The 14,434-nt window shown below is 62.8% G+C and carries 16 protein-coding genes; 5 read left to right on the forward strand and 11 right to left on the reverse strand.

The features are described from left to right. Positions 1–19: 19 nt before the first annotated feature. A complete protein-coding gene (locus ACSQ8R_RS14840) occupies positions 20–658 on the reverse strand; it encodes a 2-dehydro-3-deoxy-phosphogluconate aldolase (RefSeq protein WP_436254073.1) in 639 nt (212 codons plus the stop codon). A 163-nt stretch (positions 659–821) separates the two neighbouring features. On the opposite strand from ACSQ8R_RS14840, the gene ACSQ8R_RS14845 reads away from it, so the two are divergent. Genes ACSQ8R_RS14845 through trhO form a run of 3 tightly spaced genes read left to right on the forward strand, consistent with a single transcriptional unit; the run spans position 822 to position 3,248 of the window. Next, positions 822–1,319 carry a CYTH domain-containing protein gene (locus ACSQ8R_RS14845; RefSeq protein ID WP_436254074.1) on the forward strand — a complete coding sequence of 166 codons (498 nt, stop codon included), beginning with the start codon at positions 822–824 and terminating at the stop codon, positions 1,317–1,319. Further along, a complete protein-coding gene (locus tag ACSQ8R_RS14850; protein ID WP_436254075.1) occupies positions 1,294–2,286 on the forward strand; it encodes a CHAD domain-containing protein in 993 nt (330 codons plus the stop codon). The genes ACSQ8R_RS14845 and ACSQ8R_RS14850 overlap by 26 nt, the downstream gene beginning before the upstream one ends. Positions 2,287–2,303: 17 nt before the next feature. Beyond that, a complete protein-coding gene (gene trhO / locus ACSQ8R_RS14855; protein WP_436254076.1) occupies positions 2,304–3,248 on the forward strand; it encodes an oxygen-dependent tRNA uridine(34) hydroxylase TrhO in 945 nt (314 codons plus the stop codon). Between the two features lie 46 nt (positions 3,249–3,294). Here the strand turns inward: trhO and ACSQ8R_RS14860 are convergent, their stop codons facing one another. From ACSQ8R_RS14860 to ACSQ8R_RS14890, 7 genes are all read right to left on the reverse strand, one after another. Then, positions 3,295–3,693: a RidA family protein gene (locus ACSQ8R_RS14860; RefSeq protein ID WP_436254077.1), complete on the reverse strand. Its 399-nt coding sequence runs from the start codon at positions 3,691–3,693 to the stop codon at positions 3,295–3,297. A 391-nt stretch (positions 3,694–4,084) separates the two neighbouring features. Continuing rightward, positions 4,085–6,283, reverse strand: a complete 2,199-nt coding sequence (locus ACSQ8R_RS14865) for a bifunctional diguanylate cyclase/phosphodiesterase (protein WP_436254078.1) — start codon at positions 6,281–6,283, stop codon at positions 4,085–4,087. Positions 6,284–6,399: 116 nt separating this feature from the next. Then, complete coding sequence (locus tag ACSQ8R_RS14870) at positions 6,400–7,176, reverse strand: MetQ/NlpA family ABC transporter substrate-binding protein (RefSeq protein ID WP_436254079.1); 777 nt, start codon at positions 7,174–7,176, stop codon at positions 6,400–6,402. Positions 7,177–7,242: 66 nt separating this feature from the next. Further along, positions 7,243–7,911, reverse strand: a complete 669-nt coding sequence (locus tag ACSQ8R_RS14875) for a methionine ABC transporter permease (RefSeq protein WP_436254080.1) — start codon at positions 7,909–7,911, stop codon at positions 7,243–7,245. Then, the gene (locus ACSQ8R_RS14880; RefSeq protein WP_436255481.1) at positions 7,901–8,941 is read right to left on the reverse strand and encodes a methionine ABC transporter ATP-binding protein; all 1,041 of its coding nucleotides are present in this window, start codon (positions 8,939–8,941) and stop codon (positions 7,901–7,903) included. The genes ACSQ8R_RS14875 and ACSQ8R_RS14880 overlap by 11 nt, the downstream gene beginning before the upstream one ends. Before the next feature lie 332 nt (positions 8,942–9,273). After that, the gene (locus tag ACSQ8R_RS14885; protein WP_436254081.1) at positions 9,274–10,023 is read right to left on the reverse strand and encodes an EAL domain-containing protein; all 750 of its coding nucleotides are present in this window, start codon (positions 10,021–10,023) and stop codon (positions 9,274–9,276) included. Between the two features lie 66 nt (positions 10,024–10,089). Beyond that, a complete protein-coding gene (locus ACSQ8R_RS14890) occupies positions 10,090–11,493 on the reverse strand; it encodes a GH1 family beta-glucosidase (RefSeq protein ID WP_436254082.1) in 1,404 nt (467 codons plus the stop codon). Between the two features lie 201 nt (positions 11,494–11,694). Between ACSQ8R_RS14890 and ACSQ8R_RS14895 the strand changes: the two genes are divergently transcribed. Together ACSQ8R_RS14895 and ACSQ8R_RS14900 are read left to right on the forward strand one after the other, a co-directional pair. Next, positions 11,695–12,012: a type II toxin-antitoxin system HigB family toxin gene (locus tag ACSQ8R_RS14895; protein WP_436254083.1), complete on the forward strand. Its 318-nt coding sequence runs from the start codon at positions 11,695–11,697 to the stop codon at positions 12,010–12,012. Positions 12,013–12,016: 4 nt separating this feature from the next. Further along, positions 12,017–12,394, forward strand: coding sequence for a helix-turn-helix domain-containing protein (locus ACSQ8R_RS14900; protein ID WP_436254084.1), 378 nt, complete (start codon positions 12,017–12,019; stop codon positions 12,392–12,394). A 12-nt stretch (positions 12,395–12,406) separates the two neighbouring features. On the opposite strand, the gene ACSQ8R_RS14905 is transcribed toward ACSQ8R_RS14900, so the two are convergent. From ACSQ8R_RS14905 to ACSQ8R_RS14915, 3 genes are read right to left on the reverse strand one after another with little or no spacing between them, the layout of a single operon-like run. Further along, positions 12,407–13,579 (reverse strand): Gfo/Idh/MocA family protein, encoded by a 1,173-nt coding sequence (locus ACSQ8R_RS14905; RefSeq protein WP_436254085.1) that lies wholly within the window; start codon positions 13,577–13,579, stop codon positions 12,407–12,409. 46 nt (positions 13,580–13,625) lie between these two features. Continuing rightward, a complete protein-coding gene (locus ACSQ8R_RS14910) occupies positions 13,626–14,039 on the reverse strand; it encodes a DUF2442 domain-containing protein (protein WP_436254086.1) in 414 nt (137 codons plus the stop codon). Next, complete coding sequence (locus ACSQ8R_RS14915; protein ID WP_436254087.1) at positions 14,032–14,259, reverse strand: DUF4160 domain-containing protein; 228 nt, start codon at positions 14,257–14,259, stop codon at positions 14,032–14,034. The genes ACSQ8R_RS14910 and ACSQ8R_RS14915 overlap by 8 nt, the downstream gene beginning before the upstream one ends. Positions 14,260–14,434 lie beyond the last annotated feature (175 nt).

Genomic DNA, 14,434 nt, shown 5'->3' on the forward strand with positions numbered 1-14,434 from the left:
CGGCCTGGTGTCGCGGACTTTAGGCCTTCAGTGCCGCCGCTTCCGAAGCGAGCTTGGTGATGCCGGCCCAGTCGCCTGCGGAAACCAGATCCTTTGGCGCGACCCACGAGCCGCCGACGCAGATGACGTTCGGCAGCGACAGGTAGTCGTTGGCGTTCTTCAGCGAAATGCCGCCGGTCGGGCAGAACAGCGTGCCGGCGAGCGGCGAGGACAGCGCCTTCAGGTAGGCGGCGCCGCCGGCCTGTTCGGCGGGGAAGAACTTCAGCACCCCATAACCCGCTTCGCGCAGCGTCATCACTTCGCTGGCAGTCGCGGCACCCGGCAGAAGCGGCACGGGCGAATCCTTGGCAGCCGAAAGCACGCCGGGCGTCACGCCGGGGGAGACGATGAAGGTCGAACCCGCCTTGACGGCCGCCTCGTAGTCGCGGGCGTTGAGGATGGTGCCGGCGCCGACATTGGCGCCTTCGACTTCGGCGGCCACAGCCTTCACCGCATCGAGGGCGGCGGGGGTGCGCATGGTGATCTCGATCGCCTTCAGGCCGCCGGCGACCAGCGCCCGCGCCAGACCCACCGCCGACTTGGCGTCATCGACGATCAGCACCGGCACCACCGGCTGCAGTTTCAGGATGGAAAGCAGCTTTTCGGTCTTGCCCGTCATGGTGCGGTCTCCGCTAAAACGATTGAAAGCTTTGACGTCGAGATACCTCTCAAGCCCGTCATTGTCGAGAAAAAACAGGGCGCCTTCGTCTAACGGGTTTGCGGAATGCGGAGTTTGCACTAGGTTGTGACAATTGTGGAAATTCCCGAGGCGGCGGGGGAGCATGGCCAAGGAAATCGAACGGAAATTTCTGGTGAAAAGCGACGGCTGGCGCTCGGAGGTCTCGTCATCCTCCGATTTCCTGCAGGCCTATGTCGCATCCGGCGACGACCGTTCGGTGCGGGTGCGGATCATCGACGGCAAGCGCGCCAAGCTCACCATCAAGATCGGCGAACACCTCATCGCCCGCGACGAATTCGAATACGAAATCCCCTTGGCCGATGCCGAAGAGATGGCGCAGAATGCCATCGGCGTCGTGCTCGAAAAGACCCGGCACGAGGTCGAGCACGGAGGTTACACCTGGGAGGTCGATGTCTATGACGGAGCCTATAAGGGGCTGATCGTGGCCGAGGTCGAAGTCGAGGACGAGGGCGCCCTGCCCGACATTCCCGACTGGATCGGCCGGGAGATCACCGGCGACTGGCGGTATTCCAACATGGTGATGGCGACGGAAGATTTGAGCGGAGAATTGTGTCATGGCGTACCGTCTGCGGCCCGCTAAATCCTTCACCGACGAGTTTCGCTCGGTCGCGGAAAGCCAGCTTTCCAAGGCCATCCTCCTGCTGGAGGAACAGCCGGACGGGCCACATGAAGCAGTGCACGACGCGCGAAAACGCTTCAAGCGGGTGCGCGCCCTCTACCGGCTGATCCAACCCGACGCCAAGGAATTCCGTGCCCGCGAGAACAGCCGCATCCGCGACATGGCGCAGACGCTGTCGGCCGTGCGGGACGCCACCGCGCTCGTCGAGACGGTCGACTACCTCGCCGGCCATGCGGGCTCGCCCGAGGAACTTTCCGCCCTGACCACCGCCTCCAAAGCGATGACCGAGAGGCGAGACCGGATCGCTTCGGAGGAACACGACCTGCCGGCCAGGATGGCGGCCGCCGCCGACACCTGCCGCGCCGCAATCGCGGCCCTCGATGACCTCGATCTCGACGACGATCCGCGCAAGACCGTCAAACGGCTCGCCAGGGCCTGGAAGAAACAGCGCGAAAAGGCGCTCGGCGCACTGGCCGGCTGCGAGGAACACGGCGATGCCGAGACCTATCACGAGCTGCGCAAATGCGGCCAGACCTACTGGATGCACCTGTCGCTGCTCGGCGGCGTCTGGCCTTCCGCCATGCTCGCCAAGCAGCTGCAGGCCAAGGCGCTGGTCGATCTGCTCGGCCACGAACACGATCTTTCGGTGCTGACCGGGCTGGTCAACGAAAGCCCCGAACTGTTCGGCGACAGCGACACGCTGGCTCGGGTGCTCGGCGCCATCATCACCCGCCAGCAGGCGCTGCGGCACGAAGCGCTGGAAGCGGCGCATGCGGTGTTCGCCGACAGCGCCGAGACGGAAAGCGGGCTGATCGCGCTGCTGTGGGAAAAGGCGGCGACCACGCCGCGCAAGGAGCGCCGTGCGGCAAAGCTGCACAGGGCACACGACGCGCAGGAGAAAGAAACCGCGTTGCGCAGTGTGTCCTGACGCTGTATTTCAGCGCCATGACCGAAAACATCCTTCAAACCCGCCCGGAAGCGACGGGCGCCTGGCTTGTCGCCGCGCTCTATCATTTCGCGCGTTTCGACCGCTTTGAGAGCTTTCGCGAGCCGCTGCAGGCCTTCTGCGACGAAAACGGCATCAAGGGCACGCTGCTGATCGCCCGGGAGGGTATCAACGGTACGGTTGCCGGCTCCGACGCGGCAATCGCCGGCCTTCTCGCCTATCTGCGCGCCCAGCCGGAATTCGCTGGCCTCGAGCACAAGGAAAGCCGTGCGTCAAAGATGCCCTTCCTGCGCATGAAGGTGCGGCCGAAGAAGGAGATCGTCACCATGGGCGTCGAGGATATCGACCCCAAACGCATCGTCGGCACCTATGTCGATCCGAAGGACTGGAACGCGCTGATCTCCGATCCGGAAACGATCGTCATCGACACCCGCAACGACTATGAGACGGCGATCGGCATCTTCAAGGGCGCGGTCGATCCGCAGACCAAGACATTCCGCGAGTTTCCTGACTGGGTGAAGAACAATACCGGCCTGCACAACAAGCCGAAGATCGCCATGTACTGCACCGGTGGCATCCGCTGCGAGAAGGCGACCGCCTTCATGAAGGAACAGGGTTTTGACGAGGTCTTCCACCTCAAGGGCGGCATCCTCAAATATCTTGAAGAGGTGCCGCAGGAGGAAAGCCTCTGGGAGGGCGCCTGTTTCGTCTTCGACGAACGTGTCTCGGTGGAGCATGGCCTGAAGGAAGGCAACCACAAGCTCTGCCACGCCTGCCGCAGCCCGATCACCGCCGAAGAGGTGACCTCTCCCTATTACGAGGAAGGCGTCTCCTGCTCCACCTGCTACCCGAGCCGCACCGAGGAAGACCGCGACCGCTACCGGGAACGGCAGCACCAGATCGCGCTCGCCAGGAAACGCGGCGTGAAGCATATCGGCGGGTGAGGCTCGCCCGCGCCAGACGGGCTGGCGCGAGCGGATCGTCGCTGCTTCAAGCCACCTGCGGTATCCGCGCGATCACCTTGATTTCGAAATCGAAACCAGCGAGCCAGTTGACCCCGACCGCCGTCCAGGTCGGATAGGGCGGCTCGCCGATCACCTTTTCCCGCACCGCCATCATGGTCTCGAATTGAGACTGCGGGTCCGTATGGAAACTCGTGACGTCGATGACGTCCCGAAACGTGCAGCCGGCCGCTTCCAGAAGCGCCGCCAGATTGTCGAACGCCAGTTGCACCTGCCGTTCGAAGTCAGGCTCCGGTGATCCGTCCGCCCGGCTGCCGACCTGGCCGGAAACGAACAGAAGGTCTCCCGAACGGATGGCCGCCGAATACCGGTGCTGCTCGTAGAGGGCGTGCCGACCGGCGGGGAAGATTGCCTCGCGTGGGCTCATTGTTACATTCCTTTTTGAAAGGTCGGTTTCCGCAGTATCGTGATGCCATGGGAATGGCTTCGGCTTAGGTATCCGGCCTTGGCTTCATCATACGGGCGCGTTGACATACGCCTCGTATGCGCTCATATGCCAATATACGCTACGTATGCAAATCCAGGAGCGCGGCATGAAGCCTGTCGGCCCTGTTCTGCCGGGAAGTTGGATCCTCGGGTCAAGCCCGAGGATGACGGAATGTGCGGGACCGCTGGCGACAATCGTCCAGCCGCGGTGTAGCGGTAATTCGGTGAGGTCTCTTCTGGTGCCCCGTAGCACCACCTTTCGGTCGTCATCCTCGGGCTTGACCCGAGGATCCATACCTCAGAACGCAGTGGCCCGCGTGAAGCGTATGGAGTTACGCCGCCCCGCTCATCCCGCCCGGCAGGCGATTGCCGCGGTAGATGATGTCTATCTCCTGCGATGACATCGGCTTGCCAAACAGATAGCCCTGCAGCTCGTCGCAGCCGGTAATCCTCAGTTGCAAAGCCTGCGCCTCGGTCTCGACGCCCTCGGCGGTGACCGGAATTTCCAGCGAACGGGCGAGCGCCACGGTCGCCTGCAAAAGATCGACGGCGCGGCCGCCCTCTTCCAGCGCGTGCACCAGCGACTTGTCGATCTTCATCCGGTCGAAACCGAACTGGCGCAGATAACCGACGCTCGAAAAGCCGGCGCCGAAATCGTCGAGCGCGATCCTGACGCCGAGCTGCTTCAGTTTCGCAAGAGCGGCGCGCGCGCGTTCCGGGTTCTGGATGAAATAACCCTCGGTCATTTCGAGCGTGATGCGGGAAGGATCGGCGCCGGTCTTGCGGAACACCGAAGCGACGTGCACCGCGAACGCCGGATCGCGGAACTGGCCGGGGGAGATGTTGACCGCGAGCTTGAGCTCGGGCCACAGGGTCAGCGTCTCGCACGCCCGGTGCAGCACGAACAGGCCGAGCTGGTCGATAAGGCCGGTCGATTCGGCGATCGGGATGAAGACGTCGGGAGATACAAGCCCGTAACCGGCGCGGTGCCAGCGCGCCAGCGCCTCGACGCCGATGATGCGCCATGTCCTGGCATCGACGACCGGCTGGTAGACGACATCGACCTCGCGGCGCTCGATGGCGATCCTCAGGTCGATTTCCAGCATGTTGCGCTCTTCGCGCTCGGCATCCATTTCCGGCCGATAATATTCGGTTCGCCCACGCCCGGTTTCCTTGGCGTGATACATGGCCATGTCGGAACGCCGCACCAGTTCCTCGCCGGCCACCCTGCCCCGCGGCGAGACGGCGACGCCGATACAGGTGCCGATGGTCGCGACCCTTTCGCCGATCACGAAGGGTTCGCCGAAGAAGCCGAGAATACGGTCGCTCAGCGTCTCCACCATGCGGCCGATATCCGTGGTAGCGAGTGCGATGGCGAACTCGTCGCCACCGACCCGGGCAAGGATCGCCGTCTCTCCGACCAGCGTCTTGAGACCGGCCGCGACGCCGCGGATCAACTTGTCTCCAGTGCCGTGGCCATAGGCGTCGTTGACCTCCTTGAAACCGTCGAGATCGAGATAGAGCAGCGCCACGTCGTTGTTGTCGCGGCGGCTCTGCTGCACCAGGGCATCGAGCGCAGCGAAGAAGCCGGCGCGGTTGAGCAGCCCACTCAGCCGGTCGCTCATGGCCAGATGCCGCGCCGCCGCCTCGTCCGCGGTCAGCCGGTTGAGCGTATTGCTGCCGCTGACGAAGAGGAGGAGGAAGAACAGGCCGACCATGGCGAGCGCGCAATAAACGAGCGGCCGGACCTGCAGATATGCGGTATTGCCGGGCGTGCGCGAATTCCAGACAAGCCGCTGCAGCGCCTTGCCGTGAATATTGCGGATCTCCACCATGTTGGGGACCGCATCGCCGGCACCGGCAAAACGAAGCCCCCCGATGACATAGGTTTCCGAAAGCTTCAGGATCTTCTTCTCGTCGAGATGCCGGGCAAAGATCAGGAACCGCCGCCCCCCGACAGGCTGATCGAGTTCGCCGGACTTCTGGCGGATGAGCGCCACGCCGACGGCCGCGACGCCGCTTTTGGTATCCACGAAACCCACCGCCTCCGGCACGGTTTCAGCGCCGGCGCTGCTTGCCTTGTCGAACAGCGTCCAGAACGAAGTGTCGAAATAATCCCGCGGCGACCAGGCGACGGGAGCGCCATCCTGATAGGCCATCAGCACGGCGCGGTTGGTATCCATAACCAGCGCCACGTCGAAAAGGTCGCTGTTGGCGGTCATCTCGCCGTAGTTGCTGACGACCCAGGCATCATCGCCGGCATAGACGAACTGGGCAGCGTCGTCCCACGCCGCGTAGTCGTTCAGCGTCGCGTGCAGCTGTTCCTGGAACGTTTGGATCGCGCCCGAGGTCGTCTCGCGCGAGCGCTCGTCGTCGAGACGGTTGGCATAGTCGGTGATGCGGTCGAGCGCGGTGAGGATGAAGATCGTCACCAGCACCACGACCACCGCGAAGGCAAGCAGCATCGACGTCACGGCGGAGCGACGACCAAGTGTTGCAGAGCGGCGAAAGCGAGACGGAAGAAGCCGCATCGAAGACCTCATGAAGTCCTACATCTTTCGCGGGTATTCCTTCAGATAGCGTTAAAAGAAGAAGGCCGGCGCTCACAGTTGAGCGCCGGCCTCAAAGAATTTCCGAAAATTCGATATTACCAGGCCGCGATGACGGCGCCCTTGAACTGGGTGTTGACGAAATCCTTCACCGGGGCGCTGTGATAGGCCTCGACGAGGGTCTTCACCCAGGCCGCATCCTTGTCCTTGGCCTTGACGGCGATCACGTTGATGTAAGGGGCCTTTTCGCCTTCGCGAGCGATCGGATCGGTCTTCGGATTGAGGCCGGCTTCCAACGCGTAGTTGGTGTTGATGACCGAGGCGTCGACATCGTCGAGCGAGCGCGGCAGCTGGGCGGCGTCGAGCTCGGCGAACTCGATCTTCTTCGGGTTCTCGGTGACGTCGGCCGGACCGATCTTCAGGCCCTTGGCGGCATCGACCTTGATCAGGCCCTGGTCGGCAAGGATCAGCAGCGCGCGGCCGCCATTGGTCGGATCGTTCGGAATGGCGACGGTGGCGCCCGGCTTCAGGTCGGCGAGGCTCTTCACCTTCTTGGAATAGACGCCCATCGGGAAGTTGACGGTCTGAGCGACGCTGACGAGGTCGAACTTGCGATCCTTGACCTGGTTGTCGAGATAGGGCTGGTGCTGGAACGAATTGGCGTTGAGCTCGCCATCCGCCAGCGCCTGGTTCGGCACGACGTAGTCGGAGAATTCGAGGATCTGGATGTTGAGGCCCTTGGTGGCCGCAACTTCCTTCACCTTTTCCATGATCTGGGCATGCGGGCCCGGCGTGACGCCGATCTTGATGTCCTCGGCAAGCGCCGGGGCGGCGGCGAAGGCGGCGAGCGCCGCCGCGATGATGAGCTTCTTCATGAGTGTCTCCTTGGGTTCGATTATATGCACCAGTCTTGGGAGGCTGGTTTTTGGGGAATTGATGTTTCAGGTCTTGCGGTTGCGCTTGTCGAAGCGACGGGCGAGCGCGTCGCCGGCGCTCTGGATCGCCTGGACCAGCACGATCAGCACCACGACGACGGCCAGCATCACGTCCGGCATGAAGCGCTGGTAGCCGTAGCGGATGCCGAGATCGCCAAGCCCGCCGCCGCCGACCGCACCGACCATGGCCGAATAGCCGATGAGACTGACGAGGGTCAGCGTCAGCGCCAGCGTCAGGCCGGGCTTGGCTTCGGCGAGCAGGACCTTGAAGACGATCTGCATCGGCGTCGCACCCATGGCGCGGGCGGCCTCGATCAGGCCCTTGTCCACCTCCCGGATCGCCGCTTCCGCAAGCCGGGCAACGAAAGGAATAGTCGCGACCGTCAGCGGCACGATCGCCGCATAGGTGCCGATCGAGGTGCCGGTGACGAGACGCGTGAACGGGATGATCGCCACCACCAGGATGATGAACGGCGTCGAGCGAGCGGCGTTTACGATCGCGCCGATGATGCGGTTCGAGACCGGTGCGGGGAAAAGCTCGCCCTTGCCGCTGGTGGCCAGGAACACGCCGATCGGCAGGCCGATGAGCGCGCCGATGATGCCGGCGGCCGCGACCATCTGCAGAGTCTGACCGAGCGCTTTCAGGAGCAGGTTGAAGAGCATGTCAGGCGACATAACCGAGCACCTCCGTGGAAAGACCGGTTGCGGCATAGAAGCGTTCGGCGCGCTCCGTCACAGCGGGATCGGCCGGATAGGCGACCACCAGGGAACCGTAGGGCTCGCCTGCGATCTCCTCGATCGTGCCGGCGAGGATGTTGACGTCGGCGCCGAGCTCGGTGACCAGTCGGGCGGTCAGCGGCTGGAAGGCGGTCGCCCCGAAGAAGATCAGCCGCACCAGCATGCGGTCGCCGGCGGACGGCTGCGCCTTGAGGTTCGAACGGATCCAGTCCGGCAGGTTGGTGCCGAGCGCGGCCGAGAGCAGCGAGCGGGTGGTCTCGTGCTTGGCGCCGGTGAAGACATCGAATGTGCGGCCCGCCTCGACGATCCTGCCGCGATCGATCACCGCGACATCCGAGGCAATGGTCTTCACCACCTCCATCTCGTGGGTGATCAAAAGCACGGTGAGGCCAAGTTCGGCATTGATGCGCTTCAGCAGGGCCAGGATCGACTGCGTCGTTTCCGGGTCGAGCGCCGACGTCGCCTCGTCGGAGAGCAGCAGTTTCGGCGACGTGGCGAGCGCCCGGGCAATGCCGATGCGCTGCTTCTGGCCGCCGGAAAGCTCCGCCGGATAACGGTCCGACTTGTCGCCGAGGCCGACCAGATCGAGAAGCGGCGCGACCTTGGCCCTGATTGCCGCGCGGTCGAGGCCGGCGATCTCCAGCGGCAGAGCGACGTTGTCGAAGGCGGTGCGCGAGGAGAGAAGATTGAAGTGCTGGAAGATCATGCCGACCTGACGACGCAGATCGCGAAGTCCGGTCTCGGAGAGACCGCCCACCTCGACGCCATCGACGACGACGCGGCCGGAGGTGGCCTTTTCCAGCCCGTTGACGAGCCGGATCAGCGTCGACTTGCCGGCCCCGGAGCGGCCGATAATGCCGGTGATGGCGCCGCGGGCCACGGAAAGGTCCACCCCGTCAAGAGCGATGAATTGGTTCTGGTCGCCGGCATCGCCAAAACGCTTGGTCACCGCTTCGAACGTGACCATGGGCGCCGGCAAAGACTGGGGGCGTTCGGGCGGTATCGACGCGGCGCCATTCTGCGCCTGGGACAGGAGTTGAAAGTTTGCAGACATCGGGAAACTCATTTATCGGCGCCGGCCGGCGCAACGGTGACACAAGGGGACATGCCGCTGATCAGTCACACATTCGACGGCTCACACGCCGATATAATAGTCTGCCCATGTCTCGTCCACACGCAGCCGCCACACGACGGCATCCGGTGCTCTTATTGCATCGCGGCGTGGCGGAGCCGAGAAAGGAATTTCCAGATTTTGTCCGGGATGGAAAATATTCGGGCGGAAACAGGCAGCAACCCGCGTCACGACGCGAATTTTATCTCCGGGCTCGCAAAGCTTTCGAACGCCGGCCGGCTGAAGATGTAGCCCTGCACCAGCGACACGCCCAGATCGCGCAGGACCTTGAGTTCATCTTGGGTTTCCACCCCTTCGCAGACGGCGACGACCCCGAATTCGGCCAGCATGGCGAGGGTATGCTTGACGACCACGCGCTTGGCGGGATCGGCATCGATACCCCGGATCAGTTCCATGTCGAGCTTGACGATATCCGGCTGGAATTGTGAAAGCAGGTTGAGCCCGGAATAACCGGCGCCGAAATCGTCGATCGCCGTCTTGAAGCCCATGTCCTTGTAGGTGCGCAGAATATTCAGGAGATGTTTCACATCCACCTGCTCGCCCTCGGTAAACTCGAAGATGATGCGATCCAGCGGAAAACCCGCCTGCATGGCGGTCGCAAGCGTCAACCGGATACAGGCCCGCGGCTCGTAGACGGCGTTCGGCATGAAATTGATGGAAAGCTTGGTATCCGGGGAACCGGCGCCCAGTCGCGCCGCGAGCTGGATGGCCTTCACGCGGCACTGCTGATCGAAGGCATAGCGGTTATGCTCGGTTACCTGCGACAGGACCGACATGGCCCCCTCGCCGCCCAGCCCGCGAACCAGGGCCTCCTGGGCAAAGACCTTGCCGGTTCGCAGATCGACGATCGGCTGGAAAGCCATGGAAAACGGGATTTCGAAACCTTCCCCATCGCGGCATCCCGCACAACCAGCCATCGCATCATCTCCAGCAAGAAAGATGCGATCGGTATCACAGCATCCCTTAAAAAAGGATCTTCGAATTTATCCGGACTTGTGGTTGCCCCTCGGGAATTGCGCCGCCAGTTCGCGATACCACTTGCCGCTTTTCTTGATCGTCCGTTCCTGGGTCTCGTAGTTGACGTGCACGAGGCCGAACCGCATCCGGTAGCCCTCCGCCCACTCGAAATTGTCCATCAGGCTCCAGGCGAAATACCCCTTCATCGGATAGCCGTCCTTGATCAGATCGGCGACCACGGAGAGGTGCTCGACATAATAGTCCAGACGCGGCTGATCATCCACCTCGCCGCCCACGGGCTCCATGTTGTAGCAGGCGCCGTTCTCGGTGATGTAGCAATCCGGCAGCTCGTAGCGGCGGTAGAGATCCTCGACCAGCAGCTTCAGCCCCGGCGCATAGACTTCCCAGCCGATATCCGTCTTGACGTCGCTGGCGGGCTTGGCCTCGACCGTCCAGGGGAAATCGCCTTTACGTTCGGCATCGGCATGGACGCGGTCGGGCTTGTAGTAGTTGAGCCCCCACCAGTCGAGCTTCTGGCTGATGATCTTGAGATCTCCTTCCTCGACGACCGGCATCCGATCCCCGAGCGCTTCCAGAAATGCTTGAGGATATTCGCCCTTGAACACCGGATCGAAGAAGGCGCCGTTGTGGAACTGATGAGCGCGCTCGGCGGCTGCGAGATCGGCCGGGCTGTCGGAGCCGGCGATGATCGACGCGGCGTTGATGACGGTACCGACCGGCACATTCGGCGTCACGTGCCGGATCGCCTCGACGCCGAGGCCGTGGGCGAGATTGACGTGGTGCATGGCATGAAGCGCCGCCTGCATGTTCTTCTCGCCCGGCGCATGGATGCCGTAGAGATGCGAAAGCCAGACGATGCACCAGGGTTCGTTGAAGGTCGCCACCGCATCGAGCCGGTCGCCAAGCCGCGCCATCACCACCTTGGCATATCGTTGGAAGGCGTAGGCCGTCGAACGCGCCGCCCAGCCGCCGTCACCCATCAGCGAAAGCGGCAGGTCCCAGTGATAGAGCGTCGCATAGGTCTTGATGCCGCGCGCCTTGCAGCCGTCGATCAGCCGGTCGTAGAAATCCAGCCCTTGCTCGTTGATCCGGCCGGTGCCTTCCGGAATGATGCGCGGCCAGGCGATCGAGAAACGATAGGCTTCGACACCCATTTCCTGGATGAGATCGAGATCCTGCTCCCAGCGATTGTAATGATCGCAGGCGACGTCGCCGTTATGTGCCTGATAGACCCGGCCCGGCATGTTGGAAAACGCATCCCAGATGGAGGGTTTCCGCCCATCTGCCTTGGTCGAACCTTCGATCTGATAGGACGCTGTCGCAACGCCGAACAGGAAATCACCGGGGAACCCGGCCGCAAACTTCTTGGGATCGGGCGTTTTGGGATTGCGGGTCTGGGAATTGCTCATCGGATGCCGCCCTTCTGGTTGCACGTGGCCTGCAGGACCATCTTTCGCGGCGGTTTAACCAAGCGGCGCGCGGTTGTACAGGCTTATGTGGGAATTCTGAAACGTTGCAGGGCCGCAGCCTGCCCTTCGAGCAGGCTTGAGCGACTTCGCACTTGACGCCAGCCTTGTTTCCAAATTGGGAACATGATGTACAAAAGTGCGATGCGTGTCATAGCGAAGTCGACCATCGTGAAATTCTGCCAGCGGCTGCCGAAGGGACCACGGGCAATCGCCGAGGCGGCAATGACGGACTGGTATACGACCGTTTCGAACGCTGCCTGGAGTAATTTCGCTGACGTGAAGGCGACGTTCAATTCAGCGGATTATGTCTCCGGCGGAAAGATCGTTTTTGATGTCGGTGGCAACAAGTATTGCGTGGTTGCGCTGATCGGCTTCCGAACCCAACGGGTCTTCATCCTGTTTGTCGGAACCCACGCCGAATATGATCGCATCGACGTGGCAGAACTTTTGAAGGCCTGACGAAATGGATATCGATTCTGTACGGACCCTGATCGATGAGACGGAATACGAGGCCGCGTTGAAATCCGTGCGGCCCTATTTCGAAAATGAACCGGAAGCCGGGACGATCGAAGCCGCCCATTTCGATGCGCTCGTACTGCTGATCGAGGAATACGAGGCCAAGCATTATCCTATTCCGCAGGCCTCTCCAGTCGAGGTGCTGAAATCAGTCATGGAGGCCAACAACTACACGCGCGCCGACCTGATCGAGATCGTCGGTTCGAAATCCCGCGCCGCCGACCTGCTGAACGGCCGGCGCGAGATCAATCTCGACCAGATCAGGAAGATCAGCCGGGCGTGGCACATCCCGGCCGGCGCGCTGGTGGGCGATATTTTGGCCTGAGACGTAAGGCGCCTAAAGCTTCACCCACGCCCCGTTCTTCTTCGAAGACGCGACGCAGGCTTCGACGAACGCGACCCCCTTCACCCCGTCATCCACCGTCGGATAGATCACCGCCTTGTCGATCGCTCCTCCCTTCTTGACGGCGTTGATGGCGCGGGCGGCTTCCGTGTAGATGGTCGCGAAGGCTTCGAGATAACCTTCCGGATGACCGGACGGGATGCGGCTGACGCGGCCCGCCGCGGCACCGGACCCGGCGCCGTTGCGGGTGATCAGCCGCTTCGGCTCGCCGAACGGCGTGAACCACAGATAGTTCGGATCCGCCTGCACCCATTCGATGCCGCCCTTGGTGCCGTAGACGCGGATCTTCAGACCGTTCTCATGGCCGGGCGCCACCTGGCTGCACCAGAGCATGCCCTTGGCGCCGCCCTCGTAGCGCAGCATCACATGCGCGTTGTCGTCGAGCCGGCGGCCTTCGACGAAACTGTCGAGATCGGCCGCAAGACTTTCGAGCGTCAGCCCGGTGACGAAGGCGGCGAGGTTATAGGCGTGCGTGCCGATATCGCCGGTCGAACCGCCAGCGCCCGACTGGGCCGGATCGGTGCGCCAGACGGCCTGCTTGGCACCGGTCTGCTCGACGGCCTCGGTCAGCCAGTCCTGCGGATATTCGACCTGTACGACGCGGATCTTTCCGAGATCGCCGTTGGCGATCATTTCACGGGCCTGCCGCACCATCGGGTATCCGGTGTAATTGTGGGTGAGGATGAACAGCGCATCGCTCTCGTCGGCCGCCTTCTTCAGCTTCTTCGCATCGGCGAGGTTGGAAGTCAGCGGCTTGTCGCAGATGACGTGAATGCCGCGCTTCAGAAACTCCTTGGCCGCCTCGTAATGCACATGGTTCGGCGTGACGATCGACACCGCCTCGATGCCGTCCTTCAGACGCGCCTCGCGGATCGCCATCTCCTTGTAGGAGCCGTAGGTGCGAGAAGGATCCAGCCCGAGATCGCGGCCCGAAGCGATCGCCTTTTCCGGCGTCGACGAGAGCGCGCCGGCCACCAGGTCGAACTGGTCGTCCAGTCTCGCCGCCATGCGATGCACCGCCCCGATGAACGCGCCCGCCCCGCCGCCGACCATGCCGAGCCGGATGCGCGGCTCCCGCGCCTGTTCGTCCTTGCCTTCAATTGCCATGATATTTTCTCCTAGAAAATTGAATGTAGATGGGGCTGCCTGGCAGTCAGGAACCCTTGATGACTTTGCGCGGCCGGCCGCCCTTGGCGCCGTTGGCGCGGCTTGCGGCAATCTTTGCCGGCGACTTGGATTGTCCGCCGCGGCGTTGTGCTTCCATGAAGGTTCGGCTGCCGAAGACGCCACTCATGAGACCTGAAATCGAATAGTCCACATCGAGGCTTTCCCAATGCAGGCCGGTTTCCCCGAGCAGCTCGACTTCGGCCAGTTGCTCATCCGCTGCCTCCGTTAGGCCTTCCAGCGAACGGGCGGGGACCATGAAAGCGGCCCCGTTGATGAACTCAACAACGATGCGGCCCGAAGGCGCGTCGAAACGAACGGAGACTGGCACGGGCCTTTGCGCCCGCTCCGTATCCCACCGCCGTTTTGCCTGGGTGAGTTCGGCATCCGTGATCTCAACCATGGTATTTTCTCCACGTCTCCCGGAATAACTGCCGGTTGGCCTCGATCACCTCGGCAGCTCGGCGAACGTCTCGGTCGGACATCCCGCCCTGGGTCATGACCTTCAGTGTCTCGATATCGATCCGCGCTTCCCCGTCGCCATAGACATGCACATGAGGGGGCTCATGGTCCGCAGTATAGATGACGAACCGCAGGCCGTGCTGCCGCAAGACGGTGACCATGCATCCATAACCCAACTTGTTAGGTATCTCAAGCTCATCTCCGTGTGGGATGCCCCTCATCCGCCCTGCCGGGCACCTTCTCCCCGCTCTGACGGGGAGAAGGACGGGTGCCGCGACGTTTCCGTCCCTCTCCAGCGTTGCACGTGGCAAGTCCCCTCTCCCCGCCCGCGGGGAG

The sequence above is a fragment of the Neorhizobium sp. LjRoot104 genome, from assembly GCF_964253725.1.
Lineage (GTDB): Bacteria > Pseudomonadota > Alphaproteobacteria > Rhizobiales > Rhizobiaceae > Neorhizobium.

What these genes read in the sequence shown, in the direction of transcription:
- ACSQ8R_RS14905 (WP_436254085.1), bottom strand. Translation starts at nt 13,579, where the DNA reads ATGGCAATTGAAGGCAAGGACGAACAGGCGCGGGAGCCGCGCATCCGG.
- ACSQ8R_RS14845 (WP_436254074.1), top strand. Translation starts at nt 822, where the DNA reads ATGGCCAAGGAAATCGAACGGAAATTTCTGGTGAAAAGCGACGGCTGG.
- ACSQ8R_RS14850 (WP_436254075.1), top strand. Translation starts at nt 1,294, where the DNA reads ATGGCGTACCGTCTGCGGCCCGCTAAATCCTTCACCGACGAGTTTCGC.
- ACSQ8R_RS14910 (WP_436254086.1), bottom strand. Translation starts at nt 14,039, where the DNA reads ATGGTTGAGATCACGGATGCCGAACTCACCCAGGCAAAACGGCGGTGG.
- ACSQ8R_RS14870 (WP_436254079.1), bottom strand. Translation starts at nt 7,176, where the DNA reads ATGAAGAAGCTCATCATCGCGGCGGCGCTCGCCGCCTTCGCCGCCGCC.
- ACSQ8R_RS14860 (WP_436254077.1), bottom strand. Translation starts at nt 3,693, where the DNA reads ATGAGCCCACGCGAGGCAATCTTCCCCGCCGGTCGGCACGCCCTCTAC.
- ACSQ8R_RS14885 (WP_436254081.1), bottom strand. Translation starts at nt 10,023, where the DNA reads ATGGCTGGTTGTGCGGGATGCCGCGATGGGGAAGGTTTCGAAATCCCG.
- trhO (WP_436254076.1), top strand. Translation starts at nt 2,304, where the DNA reads ATGACCGAAAACATCCTTCAAACCCGCCCGGAAGCGACGGGCGCCTGG.
- ACSQ8R_RS14875 (WP_436254080.1), bottom strand. Translation starts at nt 7,911, where the DNA reads ATGTCGCCTGACATGCTCTTCAACCTGCTCCTGAAAGCGCTCGGTCAG.
- ACSQ8R_RS14900 (WP_436254084.1), top strand. Translation starts at nt 12,017, where the DNA reads ATGGATATCGATTCTGTACGGACCCTGATCGATGAGACGGAATACGAG.
- ACSQ8R_RS14915 (WP_436254087.1), bottom strand. Translation starts at nt 14,259, where the DNA reads ATGGTCACCGTCTTGCGGCAGCACGGCCTGCGGTTCGTCATCTATACT.
- ACSQ8R_RS14840 (WP_436254073.1), bottom strand. Translation starts at nt 658, where the DNA reads ATGACGGGCAAGACCGAAAAGCTGCTTTCCATCCTGAAACTGCAGCCG.
- ACSQ8R_RS14880 (WP_436255481.1), bottom strand. Translation starts at nt 8,941, where the DNA reads ATGGTCACGTTCGAAGCGGTGACCAAGCGTTTTGGCGATGCCGGCGAC.
- ACSQ8R_RS14895 (WP_436254083.1), top strand. Translation starts at nt 11,695, where the DNA reads ATGCGTGTCATAGCGAAGTCGACCATCGTGAAATTCTGCCAGCGGCTG.
- ACSQ8R_RS14890 (WP_436254082.1), bottom strand. Translation starts at nt 11,493, where the DNA reads ATGAGCAATTCCCAGACCCGCAATCCCAAAACGCCCGATCCCAAGAAG.
- ACSQ8R_RS14865 (WP_436254078.1), bottom strand. Translation starts at nt 6,283, where the DNA reads ATGCGGCTTCTTCCGTCTCGCTTTCGCCGCTCTGCAACACTTGGTCGT.